We start from the raw sequence: 14738 nt of genomic DNA on the forward strand, positions 1-14738 counted from the left end.
TTAAACCTATTGGATATTCTTTTTGTCAGAGAGGGATTTGACGTGCATACGGCATTAGCAACACCTTATACAAGACTGTTTTGGACGGAATGGCAACTTGAACCTTTATCTGCCAAGTACAATATGGTAATGGACCAGAGTATCTCCGGATCATTAGATATCCATAGGCTTGAGAGAGCGATAAAAAGCGTTATTGCAAAGTATCCGGTATTACATAGCCATTTGGTAGAGGAGGGTGATGAGCTCTTATGGTGTAAAAATGAAGGCAGTACGGCAACAGGGTTAGAAAGGTGCGACAACCTGCAAGCATTAGCAGAGTTGGCTGCACGGCCTTTTGATTTAAATAACGGGCCGCTGTTGCGCTATGGATTATGCCAGAATGGTAAAGCCGACGTATACGAGTTTGTTCTGGTTTTACACCATGTTACTGTTGATGGATTTTCCACGGCTGAGCTGTATGCTGAAATATCGCGGGCTTATAATAATGAAATCTTGCCGGGAAATGAGAAAAACGATGTAGGAGATATCACCGAGAAGTGCCAAGAATATCGGCTGAAATTAAATGAGCTCGCTTCTGAAAATTCAGATGAATTTTGGAGGAATTCCTTAAGGAATTTACCAAAAATTAATGAGCTTCCCTATGTGCATCGTCCTGATAATCAATTATCAGGTCAGCATGTACAATTCTCAATATCTCTCGGAAAATGGCACACGCTGAAGTCATCAATCAGGCATGCTAATGCATTTCTGATCTTCAAAACGCTCTGGGCATTATTGATAGCGCGCCACTGCCAAAGCGATGCCGTACATATTGCTTACCCAGTCTCGATGGAGAGTGGCAGCCATCTGAAATTAGGTGCGCAGGTGAACACGGCGGTGTTCCCCTTCTTTGTCCGCCCGGAGGAGAGCTTTGCGGATATTTACCAGCGAACTCTTGCTCACAGCCGTGCGTTGAAAGCCAAACCAGGTTTACGTTTCACCCGTTGGCCGATCTACGAGGTGTTGAAAAACAGCGGGCTGCGCTTGAATGTCAGCTTTGCGCAGGCCCATCTCAATAACCTGACCTTGGATCTGGCGGGGTGTCAGGCGCGCTGTAACCACCGGTTTGACCATAGCCTGGCTAACGCTGAGCTGGTGTTGGAGTATCAGGAACAGCGTGAAAGCATGGTGTTCCGCATCCGCTATGCGCCAGATCGGTTTGCCCCACAGCAGATCACCGCGATGGCCGAACAATACCAGCAGTTACTGAACCAGGCGTTGTTGCAGCCAGAACAGCCATTAGGCCGTTTCCCACCGATCACCCCGGCCCAGCAGCGTGAACAACTGATCGATTGGAATGCCCAGCCATCAGCGGTGGCGATGGCAGCGGGCACTTTACCGCAGGCGATCGCCCGTCAGGCGCAGCAATACCCACAACGTATTGCCCTGATCGATGATCGGCAGCAGTTGACCTATCGCCAGCTCGAACAGAAAAGTAACCGGCTGGCCCGCCGGATCGCCGAGCAGTATCAGCGCATCACGCAAAAGAGTATTGGCGCAGATGCCCTGATACCACTGTGCCTGAACCGAGGCGTGGAGATGATCGTCACCATGCTGGCGATTATGAAAACCGGGGCGGCTTATATCCCACTGGAGCCACAGCTCCCCAAGCAGCGTATCAGCTATATTCTGGCCGATAGCGCAGCCCCGTTATTGATCACCGAACAAGGGCTACTGGCGAAATTGCAGGATATGGCCCTGCCCGCCGAGCTGTGGGTGTTGGATGACTTGGCTGAGGGGGACGATACGCCTTTGGCGGTTGAGGTGACTCCTCAGCAACTGGCCTATGTGATTTATACCTCTGGGACCACCGGCCAGCCCAAAGGAACCCTGTTGGAGCACCAAGGGGTGCTCAATATGATTCGCGGGTTCCAGGCCGCCATCAGCGAACCAGATGAAGCACTGTGTTGCCTGCAATTTGCTTCCGTGGTGTTTGATGCCCATGTGGCAGAAACCTACATCGCCCTGTGCGGTGGGCATACGCTGGTGGTGGCGTCTGAAGAACAGCGCCACGATCTGCCCGCGCTGTTAGCGCTGATTGAACAGCATCAGGTTGAGTTTGCCATTCTGCCGCCAGCGTTATTAAAACTACAGCCGAAAATACCGGGTTGTTTAGCGCGGATTGTCGTGGCGGGGGAAGCGACCTCGCAGGTGTGCCTCGATCACTACACCGGCTCAGGGCACCGGCTGTTTAACGGCTACGGGCCTTCAGAGGCGAGCGTTTGCACGTCGATCAATCTTTACCGCTACAACGGGGCCAATAATATCGGGCGGCCGTTGCCCGGCGTGCGTCTGTATGTGTTGGATCAGCAACAACAGCCGCTACCACTTGGCGTGGCCGGTGAGTTGTGTATTTCCGGGCTCGGGCTGGCGCGCGGCTATCTGAATCAGCCGCAGCTGACGCAGGAAAAGTTTATTGCCAACCCGTTCGCGACGGCAGAAGAAGCCGAATATCAGCGGCTGTATCGCAGCGGCGATATTGTCCGCTGGCTGCCGAGCGGTGAGTTGGAATACGTCGGCCGTAACGATTTTCAGGTCAAGATCCGTGGCCATCGGATTGAACTCAGCGAGATCGAGCAGGCCTTTGTGGCGGTAACCTCGGTGGCGCATTGCGCCGTGGTGATCCAGGGGCGCGATACGCCGCGCATTGTGGCTTATTACGTTGCAGAGATAACGCTGAATGATGAGCAGGTAAAACGCCAGTTGGCTGAGCTGCTGCCGGACTATATGGTGCCCGCAGCGCTGGTTCAACTGCTGGCGCTGCCGCTGACCATCAATGGCAAACTGGATACGCGCGCGCTGCCAGAGCCGGATTACAGCCAGGTCAGCCACGGCTATCGCCCAGCCAGTACCTATCAGGAAAAGCAGTTGCAGGCCGTTTGGCAGCAGGTGATGGGGCTGGAGGATATCGGCATCAACGATGATTTTCTGCGTCTTGGCGGGGATTCGATCACCGCGATCCGCCTGGTGTCAGAGATGCGCCGAATTGGCATGGCATTTCGCACTCAGGATCTCTATCAGCATCGCTCTATTGCCGCGTTGCTGGAGAACGTTGCAAGCGAAGCCTTGCCTGACGCACCGTTGGCGGAGCAGGGGAACCTCAGCCAAGAGATTGCTATGGCACCGACCCAGCAATGGTTCTTTGAGCAGGCGTTTGCACAGGATAATTACTGGAACCAATCATTCCTGATTAGGGTGCCCGCATTGGATCTGAGGCGCTTGCAGCAGGCGATTGATGAACTGGCGAATCACCATGACATGCTGCGAGCCGGTTTTACGCCGGATCAACAGGGTTACCGCCAGCATTATCGGGCGGAACTAGCCCCTCAGCCGTTAAAGCGCTGCAACCGAGCCGAGCTGGCCGATGCTGAATTAGCGGCGCTATTTAGCGAGTGGCAAAGCGGTTTTGATTACCAGCACGGCCCGCTGTGGCAGTTTGGCTACGTTGATGGTTATCGGGATGGTTCTGCGCGCATTTTCTTTGCCTGCCATCACCTGATTATTGATGCGGTATCCTGGCGTATTCTGGTGGAGGATCTGCGCCGTCTGTATCTTGGCGAAGCATTGGGGCCCAAATCTGCCAGCTATCGGCAGTGGGTGAATGCCTTGTTGGATTATGTTCCTCTCGATAAAACCGAAGGGGATTACTGGCGGCAGCAATGTGAGCAGCAGCGGGATTATCGCGCCGCGTTCACCTTGAGCAATGAGTTGAACCTGCATTACGGCCAGCTTGAACCTGAAGCCACTGACCGGCTGATGCAGGAAAGTGGGCAGGTGAATGAGGTGCTGCTGGCCGCCCTGCTGCGCACCCTGCGGCATTACAGCCAGGCGAGCAGCCATACGCTGATGTTAGAAAACCATGGGCGCGATCTCCCCGGTGGTCAAATGGACGTTGGCCGCACCCTCGGCTGGTTTACCGCGTTGTATCCGGTGAACTTTACCCTAGCGGATAATCCGCAGGCGGATATCGGCCAGGTTCAGGCCGCGCTGGCGGCAGTGCCAAACCACGGCATCGGGTACGGCGTGCTCCGTAGCCGCGCAACCGAACGCCGCCCGGAGCTGCGTTATCCGGGCGTGATCTTCAACTATCTGGGGCAATTTGCCGATCACGGCGCGGACTGGCAACTGTTAACCGAGTTTGCCGGGCAAAACAGCCACCCGGCCAACACCAGCCGCGATCTGCTGATCCTCAACAGTTGGATCACCGATGAGCAGCTCTGCTTCCGCCTGGATGGCATGCTGACGGTCGCAGCCTTGGCGGAGGTTGCCCGGCAATTTACCCATGAAGTGCATCTGTTGATTGAACAGAGTGCCTGTTTGCCGGAAGCAATGGGCGATGAGCTGCCCGCAACCGTGCGGCAAGCGCTGCAACAGCGCTATGCGCCGCAGGCGATCTTCCCCTGCAATAGCCTGCAACAGGGGTTTATTTACCATCACGTTAGCCAACCGGATGACGCCAGCTATCGCGTGCAAATGGTGCTGGATTACCTTACCGATCTCAATCCTGAGCGTTATCGGCAGGCGTGGGAACTGGCCGCGGCGCGCTACCCGATCCTGCGCACCTGCTTTAACTGGCAGTGGCAGCCGCTACAGGTGATTTGTGCCGAGGTGGACATCGATTGGCAATACGTGGAGTACCGGCAGCAGGGGGATTGGCAGCGTGCCCTCAGCCAACTGTGCGAGCAGCAGCAGGCTGAGGCGTTTGACTTGCAGCAGCCCGGCTTATTCCGCCTGCGGCTGGTGCGGGTTAGTGAGCAGCATTATTGCCTGGTGTATACCGTACACCACAGCATCACGGACGGTTGGAGCGGCCAACTGTTGCTGGAGTATGTGCATCAAACCTATCTGCAATTACAGGCGGGGCAACGGCCAGACACCCGGCAGGAAACCACCTACCTGCAAGCGCAGCGCTACTATGTGGAACAGGCAGAAAATAGCCGGGCTTATTGGCAACGGCGGCAGATCGATCAATGCCAGGGCAATGACATCTCATACCTGCTCAGCGTGTCTTATGAGGCAAAAAACGTCACAAACTCCGAGCAAACCACGCTCAAGCGCCTGTTGCCTACTGCGGTGTTTTCATCATTGCAGCAGCTTTCCCTGAACCAAGGGGTGACGCTGAACGTTATGTTGCAGTTTGCTTGGCACAAGCTCTTGCACTTATACAGCCAGCAGGAGGTCACGCTGGTGGGCACCACGCTGTCTGGCCGTAACCTGCCGATCGAGGGGATTGCGGAAAGCGTCGGCTTGTATATCAATACTCTGCCGCTGGTGGTGGAATGGGATAACGACCACAGTTGCTTGCAGCAGTTGCAGGCGATTCAGCGCTCCCTGAACGAACTGGATGAATACAGCTATCAGCCCTTGGCGGAGTTGAGCCGTGGCGGTGAGGCACTGTTCCACACCTTGCTGGTGTTTGAAAACTATCCGAGCGTGGAGACGCATGGCATGCCGGTGCGTATCCGTTCTACCGCCGAGAAAACGGATTATCCGCTGAATCTGCTGGCCTATAACCAAGATGATGGGCTGATGCTGGCGCTGGCGTATGCCAACCAGTATCTGACCGAGCAAAAGGCCGATACGCTGTTATCCCTGCTGGTGACTATGCTGGCGCATCTGCCCGCCCACTTGTATGTGCCGCATCAACAACTGCCGCTGCTGGCGGCGACTACGCCGGTGCAACAACCGGCAACGCCTGCTGCTGACTACCGTTTTGCTCTGCATCAGCGCTTTATGGATTGGGCGCGCAGGCAGCCTGATGATATCGCCATCGTTGATGGCCTGGGGAGTTGCAGCTACGGCGAACTGTATCGGGCGGCGCTGGTGCTCTCGAACCAGATACGCCAGTGCGAAGGCGGTGATTCGGCGCTCGTGGCTATTCTGCTGGACAAGGGGCGCGCACAGATCGTTGCCGTGCTGGCCACCTTGATGGCAGGCAAAGCCTATCTGCCGATGGATAAATCGTGGCCGGAAAAACGCCGCGTGGCGATCGTGGAGCAGGCTGGCGTGGGGATGGTGCTGTGTGATGAACCTTGGCAAAACGCCGCATTCACGGCTCTGCTGCTGGATGGCGCAGGCAAAGCGGAGGGTGTAGCGCTCGAACAGCCCTTATGCGCGCCGCAGCCGGTGGAGCCGGATGCTTTGGCCTACGTGATCTTCACCTCCGGTTCGACCGGGGTACCGAAAGGCGTGGCGATCGCCCATGCGGCGATCAATAACACCATTATCGCTATGAATACCCGGCTGAATGTCGGCCCAGGCGATGCGGTTTTTGCCATCAGCGCCCTGAGTTTTGATGTGTCGGTCTATGACATTTTTGGCGCGCTGTCGGCTGGTGGGCGGGTGGTGATCCCAACGGAATCACAGCGCTATCAACCTCAGGCTTGGCATCAGCTGGTTTCGCAGCATCAGGTGACCATTTTGCAGTCAACCCCGGCCCTGTTTGAGCTGTTGACTCAACATGTTGAACTATACGCCAGCGCATCTGATTCCCCGTTGCGTGTGGTGATGCTGGGCGGTGATTGGGTGGCACCGGCCTTGGTTCAGCGCGGTTACGCCTGGGCCGCGCAATGCCGTATCTTCAACTGCTGGGGGGTAACCGAATCCGCTATCTGCTCAACCATGTATGAAGTTGGGCCAACAGAAAGCTTTAGCCAGAGTATTCCGCTCGGGGTAATGCTGGCGAACCAGTCACTTTATGTTCTGGATAGCGAACTGAAACCGTTGCCGCAGGGCGTACCCGGTGAGTTGTATATCGCTGGCGTGGGCTTGGCGCAGGGCTATTTAAACGATCCGGAACGTACGACCGAACGCTTTATCTTTCATCCGGTTACTGGGGAGCGCCTGTATCGCACCGGGGATTTGGGGCGTGTGCTGGAAAATGAGGATATCGAATTCCTGGGCCGCATCGATTATCAGGTGAAACTCCATGGTTACCGCATTGAGCTGGGTGAGATAGAGCGCACCTTGTCTAACGTTGCGGAGATCAATCAGTGTGTGGCGTCGGTGACGGTCAACTCCCCCAGGATCTTGCTGTATTACACCGCCAGCCAACCGATGGACCACGCTTACCTGCATAGCGTGTTGGCGCAGACGCTGCCGGAATATATGCGCCCCGCCGATTTGATCGCCTTAGAGAGCCTCCCATTAAGCGTCAGCGGTAAAATCGATCGTCGCGCGCTGTCGGAGCCAGAAGCTACCGTTAATCAGCAGGAATATACCGCTCCGATCGGTGAGCAGGAAAGACTCTGCTGTGATTTGTGGGCCGAGGTGCTGCGCTGTGAACGCGTTGGGGTTAACGATAATTTTTACAGCAGCGGCGGCAATTCGATCCAGGCGATCACCCTGTGTAACCGGCTGAGCCAGGTTCTGGCGCGAGAAGTGACGTTTGCCATGTTCAGCGCTAACCCGACTATCCGGCAGCTTTGCCAGCAGTTGGAGCAGCAGGCAGAGGCGCATTCGCCTTGGCCGATCGCCGCACAAGCGCAGACCAAGTATCCGCTCTCCTCATCACAGATGCGTTTGTGGTTTATCGAAGAACTGATGCAGGGTAGCAATCTCTATCATGTCCCGATGCTGTTTGAGCTGGGGGCGGAGATCGATGTGGCTGCCTACCAACTGGCGTTGCAGGCGGTGGTCAAGCGCCACCATTTGCTGCGCAGCACGGTGGTGCAGCATACCGACGCGGGCTGCACGCAGTTTGCTTTGCAACAGAAACCGCTGCCGGTTGAACGCCTGCGGGTAGAAGCAGAGCAATGGGAACAGGCGCTGGCAACCGCCATTGACCGGCCATTCAACCTGCGCAAAGAGTATCCGGTTCGCCATCTGCTGATCGAACGCCGGGAAGCCAACGGCCAGTTAACCTGTTTCTCTTTGCTCAACTTCCATCACATTGTTTTTGATGGTTGGTCGGCCAACGTCTTGCTGGCTGAGCTTGAGGCGTATTATGCGTTCTTTGCCAAGGATACTGAGCTGACGCTGCCCGAACTGACTATCCAATATGCCGATTATGCCGCTTGGCTGGATTGCCAGCCGGAGAGCGCTCGTCACCAGGCTCGGCAGCAGTTCTGGCTGGATAAAATGCAGGGGTATCAGCAGTTGGAGCTACCGACGGATTATCCGCGGCCAAAACAGTTTGATCATCGTGGTTCAACGGTGCCTTTCCGTTTGGATGCCGAACTGAGCGATCGGTTGCGTAATCTAGCCAGAGCAACCGGTGTGTCGTTACATGCGGTACTTTTGACCGGTTTCACTCTGCTGCTCGGTAAATACGGCAATCAGCAGGACATTATTATTGGCGCACCGGTGGCCAACCGCCCGCATGCGCAGGTCGAACCGCTGATTGGCCTGTTTGTGAACACGCTGGCGTTGCGCAATGTGATCGAACCGGAAATGCGCGTTGATGAGATGATTCGGCAGGTGTTTGCCAATACCGTGGCCTGCCAGGAATATCAGGACATGCCGTTGGAAACCCTGGTTGAAAGCCTGAACGTGGAGCGCGATCTCTCCAGACAGCCGCTGTTCCAGGTGGTGTTCAGCGTCGAGCAGGCCATCGGCGGGCAGCAGAAACAAGCGTTGTTTACGCCGCTCGATCTTAGCGATTGTTATCAGGTAGCGAAGTTCGATCTGGGCCTGATGGTGGAAGACGGGCAGCCGCAGTTGGCCGCCAACCTCAACTATGCCTGCGCGCTGTTTGCGCCAGAGACGATCAACGGCCTTATTCAGCATTTCCAGCAGTTATTGCGCGCTATGGTGCAAGCACCGGCGGGAAAAGTCGCCAACTTGAGCCTGTTAAGCGCCGATCAGCAGCAAAAATACCTGCAACCGGCGGTTGAAACCCGGCCATCGGCCGAATATGCCTACGCCATTCATGACGGGTTTATGCAGCGGGCAAAAGAGCACCCGCATGATATTGCGCTGATCGATTCGCTGGGGAGTTGCACCTACGGTGAGTTGTACCAACGGGCGCTGGTGCTCTCGAACCAGATCCGGCAGGGCGATTTTGGCTATTCGGCATTGGTTGCGGTAGTGATGGATAAAGGGCGGGCGCAGATTGTGGCGGTGCTGGCGGCGTTAATGGCTGGCCGTGCTTATCTGCCGATGGATACCTCCTGGCCGGAAAACCGTCGGTTGAGCATCATGCAGCAAGCGGGTTGCAGCCTGGTGTTGACCGATCACTCTTGGTTGCGCGATGAGTTTGCGACGATTTGCCTGGATGATAACGGGCTGGCCCGCGATCTGCCGCAGCCTGTCAAACTCTTGCCTCCTGAGCCGGTGACACCCGAGACGTTGGCTTACGTGATCTTCACGTCGGGTTCTACCGGCGTGCCGAAAGGCGTGGCTATTCAGCACGCGGCGGCCAATAACACCCTGATTGATGTTAACCAGCGCCTGAAGGTTGGCCCTGGCGATGCCGCGTTGGCCATCAGTGCGCTGAGTTTTGATCTCTCCGTCTATGATATTTTTGGCCTGCTGTCGGTGGGCGGGCGTTTGGTTATCCCAAGTGAAAAACAGCGCTATCAGCCGGATGCCTGGTGCCAGCTGATGCTTGAGCATCAGGTGACGCTGTGGCTGTCTGCACCGGCGTTATTTGAGTTACTGATGCAGCAGGTCGAGCATGAAGAGCTTAAACAGAACCTTTGGTTAACCAAGGTGATGCTCGGCGGTGATTGGATCCCGGTTACTCTGCCGCAGCGCTGCCATCGCTGGGCACCCGATAGCCGATTTATCAGCATCGGTGGTGCCACGGAAGCGTCAATTTTGTCCTGTGTCTTCGAAGTGGAGCCAGGGGCGGTATTCCAGCACAGCATTCCTTACGGTAAAGCGCTCACCAATCAGTGCTTTTATATTCTGGATGAGCAGTTGAACCCGGTGCCACCGGGCATTGTCGGCGAACTGTACATTGGTGGCGTCGGGCTATCGCCAGGATATTTTAACGATCCGGAACGCACCGCTGAGCGATTTGTTCGGCACCCGATTACCGGGGAACGGCTCTATCGCCCAGGCGATCTCGGCCGCTGGCTGGCCGATGGCAATATGGAGTTCCGTGGCCGCATTGATAATCAGGTCAAAATCAACGGATACCGGGTTGAGTTGGGCGAGATCGAAAGCACCCTGATGGATTTTGGCGCGATCAAACAGTGTTTGGCGCTCAAATCAACCGGTGAGCAAGAGCGGTTAATCGCCTATTACGTGAGTGATGCGCCGGTGGATCACCCGCGCTTGCTCGCCCATCTGCAAGAGCGCTTACCGGTGTATATGGTGCCCGCCGCGTTGATCTTCCTAGAAGCATTCCCGCTTAACGCCAGCGGGAAAGTTGACCGCCAACGGCTGCCGTTGCCTGAGTTTGTCAGCTCTGAGCGCGAGTATGTTGCGCCTGAGAGCGAGCAGGAGCGGCAACTGTGCGCCTTATGGCAGGAGGCATTGAATCAACAGACCATTGGCGTCACCGATGATTTCTTTGCCTGCGGCGGCAGCTCTATTCTGGCGATTTCCCTGTGCCAGAAGATGTCCGGTTTACTGGCAGAAACCGTGCCAGTGGTGAAGCTGTTTAAGCACCGGACGATCCGCGGCCTGCTAACGGTGGAAAGCTATCAGCCGATTCAGCGCCTTAACCGTTATCAGCCAGAAGCGGAAAGCCTGTGGCTGATTCACCCGGCGATCGTGGGGTGTGAAACCTACCTCAATTTTGCCCAGGCTCTGGAGGGGGAGATCAACTGCATGGGGGTTGATAACTACAACCTTTATCACCCGCAGCAACTGAGCGATTTGCCAGCCGTGGCGAGCTATTATCTGGCCAATATGGAGCAGCAAGGGCTACTGGAACAACCGACGATCCAACTGCTGGGTTGGTCTTTGGGCGGGGTGATTGCGCTGGAGATCGCCGCCCGGCTGGAGGCGCGCGGGGTTAAGCATATCCAGCTTTACCTGCTGGACAGTTTCTATCAGGCCAAGGTGAATTATCAGGACATGCCAGATTTGCGCAAAAACATGCTGGCGGAAATGGGGATTGATGGGGATGGCGCGGTGCGTGCCTTGGCGGTGGAGCAGGCGGAGCAGGCGATCAGCCAGGGGCAGATTTCTGGCCGGCTGCGGCATACGGAAGTCACGCTGTTTAAGGCCACGCAGGTGTCTTCTTATTATCAGTCTTTGGCTGGTGGCAACGCGACATGGTTGAGTGAGGATAATGGAGTGGGGGCCGTGTGCGATCGGTTGAAGGTTATTCCATTAGCATGCAATCACCATAATATTATCGATTGTGTTAGCGAGATTCGGTCGGTGATAAAACCGCTGCGGTGATGGTGACGTAATCCGCCTCTCTCTTTTGCCGAGGGGCGGATTGCGGGGTTAGAGATGATATTCCCCGGAGAGAGTTCAGTGGAGACATCGCCACGATATCGTTGACCCTCTTTTTTAGTCTGCGATTAATGTATTGATTCTAAAGGGGATAAAAGTACGCGACGGAAAAAGGGTTTTTTAGCCTTCGGTGGTGTTAGCCAATGATAATTAACGCGATTAGCGCTATGCTTGAACAGTTCACTGCCGTGCAGGCAGCTTAGAAAATCCTGATTAACTCATTTTTTGCAGTGGAACAGTTCACTGCCGTGCAGGCAGCTTAGAAAACTGCGCCAGGCTATCTTTACCGCCGGAAATCGTTCACTGCCGTGCAGGCAGCTTAGAAACTTAAAACGTGCCCAGCAGTTGATCGATAAGAGTTCACTGCCGTGCAGGCAGCTTAGAAATCTAAACTCTCCGCAGCAACTGGTGTATCACTGTTCACTGCCGTGCAGGCAGCTTAGAAACAGATAATCTCTGTGCCCTCATCCGTCAGCGCGTTCACTGCCGTGCAGGCAGCTTAGAAATATTTCGGTACCGCATAGCCGTGACTGACTGTGTTCACTGCCGTGCAGGCAGCTTAGAAATGAAAAGCGTCATGGGCCGGTCTGGAATCCAGGTTCACTGCCGTGCAGGCAGCTTAGAAACAAAGGATTAACAGAATTTATTGTAGTAGACAAGTTCACTGCCGTGCAGGCAGCTTAGAAACATCAAGCGGCGTTTTACCCAGCAACGCGTTAGTTCACTGCCGTGCAGGCAGCTTAGAAAGCTCTCTGTCATCTGGTCATACTCATACTTGCGTTCACTGCCGTGCAGGCAGCTTAGAAAACTCCGAAATATTGGGCATCCAGGATCCGCCAGTTCACTGCCGTGCAGGCAGCTTAGAAAATGACGCAGAGCACCGCATTGATGAACAGCTCGTTCACTGCCGTGCAGGCAGCTTGGAAAAGGGTGACCGGTACCGGCTCACCTAATTTTCTACCAGTACGCAAACCAGTTGTGGATTAGAAAGCGACTGAAATAGGATGGCATTTTTATTCAACTTTCTTGCCTCCGAGTAGAACTCAACGCCCGTAGACTTCGGGAAAATATACTTTAGCCATAAGCCCTCAGGCAGTTCATCTCTTTTATCAATTTCTTCTCGGATTATTTCTAATCTATGATTGTTTTTTAATCCTGAAGATTTGATGGTGAAATGCAGTGTTCTGCTTACGAGATATTCTTTATCATCCTGCTTCACTGAGCCGACCATTGAGATGAACCCTTCATCGGGGAGCGTAACAATAATGTTATTGTGCAAATTTAGCTCAATTTCAGTATTGTCTTGTTCAATGTGTGCAATTGACTGAGCATCACAGCGAAGCGATGACTTGCCATAATAGTGGTAATAGAAATAGCCGCATAAGGCAACGATGCACAGCAATGAGGTGATGATTTTTTTCATTTATAGATCTACCTGACAAATTTATAATTCTTACAGTTTTGATAATGACCGTCATCAATGGGATAGCAAACGGCCATAAAGCTTATCTTTAATAATTTATTGTCTTGACGTGTGTCTGTGTAATAAACCTCAACAGGCTCACGGGTGCAATCTATTTTCTCTTTTTTTATCATACCTTGCACATTTGCGATAAAATCGGAAGAGGGTTTGATATTGCTTAAGCTATGGATACTGCATTTCCCCATAGCGGTGACCGGACGAATTATTTCACTTTGCGGTAAGATGAGGAAAGTAACGCCGGCAATAATAACGGCCAAAAGTATACCTGCAACAAGGATACTCGTCTTCAGCCCGATTCGTTTTATTATCCTACCCGCACGATTTTCTGAAGGAGATAAGACGCGCTCATTAATTTGCAGGAAGGGTTCATCCATGAGGGCCACATCTTTGACTGAGGTAGCAACCCCTTTGATTACGTCATCCTTTTGCTCAATAGGGTGAATTTCTGCTTCCAGCCGGAAACCTATTTTTGGCACGGTGACAATCATTTCCTTATTGAGCCCTAAGTTTGCGAAGGCCTTCCTTAACTCACTAATATGGTTGCTTAAAGTGGCCGTTGATGTTGAAAAGCCATAATCTGCCCATACGCTCTTAATAATATCCTCGCGCTCAAGAGTGATCTTGTTGTTAATGATCAGCTCACATAACAGTCTATTTGCGGGTTTTGACAGCTCTATAGAGAGATTTTCGTCATTTTTTAGCGCTAACACTCGAGTGTCAGAATCAAAATAGAGAACAAAATTAATTATAAATTTCATATGGATAAGAATCTTCTTGGTGAAAAAATCAAATATTAGCAATCATGAAAAGAGTTTTTTTATACTTTAATAATAAGTTATTTGAAATGCCCACCCAGAGTCAATCGCTGATCAATGTATTTGTTTTTAATTAAAATTCTGCTCATTTTCCCGATGAGATTAATCTCTAGTAAATCATTTAATTTACCGCAGATCAAGACTAATCAAATCATTTGTTACATTTTAACAACATAAAAATCTAATTTTTGAAGTTAAACGGTATTAAATATATTTAAAATTTCTTAGCGAGTATGATTTGTCAGGTAATTAAAACACGCTGATGACTGACGGCATACGGATACGCAAATATAATGACCAAATATTCTTTACTACAACACACTATAAAGTGTGCTGTCTTTGTGCTGGTTTTCTTCTGCTTCACCAGTCGGGCATCAATGATGGTGTATCCGATGGAGACTGCTGTAGATAAAAACGGAGCAGCACAAATTAAAGTGCTGTCTCAAAGTGATGAAGTGCAATTTATCAAGGTTAGCTTAAAAAAGATCATCGATCCTGGAACGCCGAAAGAAAAAGAGATCCCTGTTGATATCTCTGCCGGTGAATCACTGATCGTCACACCACAAAAACTGGCACTCACGGCGGGTGGGGAAAGAATTGTTCGGCTGGTTTCCCTTTCTTTTCCGCCAAAGGAAACCACTTGGCGCGTTTACTTCGAAAGTGTATCAGAAAATATTTTTAATAAGATGAATGACGAAGAAAACCAAAAAAACAGTACGGCAGAAGTCGGCGTTAGCATCGTATGGGGTGCATTAGTCCATGTTGCGCCCGCAGACACCATGGTCAGCTTAAAATATAACCCTGGCTCTGCAGAGTTAATTAATGATGGGACAGTTCGCCTGCCACTGCGGGAGTTAGCAATATGCAATACAGCGGGTGAGTGCTCATGGAAAAAAGAGACCTCGACCCTGTATCCGGGTACGACGATACACCTTGCTAACGTGCGTTTCTCACCCGAAAAAAAATACCGCGTCAAATATTACAACTGGCTTAAAAACGCGACGGAAGAAATTGAATTACCTGCCAGTCAGGTGAAATAACCTCCC

General features: G+C 52.9%; 4 protein-coding genes and 1 CRISPR repeat array. Of the genes, 2 read left to right on the forward strand and 2 right to left on the reverse strand.

Annotated elements, in window-relative coordinates:
• Positions 1-42 precede the first annotated feature (42 nt).
• A complete protein-coding gene (locus ACX1CU_RS02530) occupies positions 43-11337 on the forward strand; it encodes an amino acid adenylation domain-containing protein (RefSeq protein ID WP_459401077.1) in 11295 nt (3764 codons plus the stop codon).
• 235 nt (positions 11338-11572) lie between these two features.
• A CRISPR array of direct repeats spans positions 11573-12321; the repeat unit is 28 nt; unit sequence GTTCACTGCCGTGCAGGCAGCTTAGAAA.
• A 22-nt stretch (positions 12322-12343) separates the two neighbouring features.
• Here ACX1CU_RS02530 and ACX1CU_RS02535 read toward each other — a convergent pair.
• Entirely contained in the window at positions 12344-12817 is a 474-nt protein-coding gene (locus ACX1CU_RS02535) for a FidL-like protein (protein ID WP_459401078.1), read from the reverse strand.
• 8 nt (positions 12818-12825) lie between these two features.
• The gene (locus tag ACX1CU_RS02540; RefSeq protein ID WP_459401079.1) at positions 12826-13635 is read right to left on the reverse strand and encodes a winged helix-turn-helix domain-containing protein; all 810 of its coding nucleotides are present in this window, start codon (positions 13633-13635) and stop codon (positions 12826-12828) included.
• A 449-nt stretch (positions 13636-14084) separates the two neighbouring features.
• Here ACX1CU_RS02540 and ACX1CU_RS02545 point away from each other — a divergent pair, with 449 nt between their 5' ends.
• Positions 14085-14732 carry a fimbria/pilus periplasmic chaperone gene (locus ACX1CU_RS02545; RefSeq protein ID WP_459401080.1) on the forward strand — a complete coding sequence of 216 codons (648 nt, stop codon included), beginning with the start codon at positions 14085-14087 and terminating at the stop codon, positions 14730-14732.
• The last annotated feature ends 6 nt before the right edge of the window (positions 14733-14738 follow it).

Source organism: Serratia sp. D1N4 (assembly GCF_054552755.1).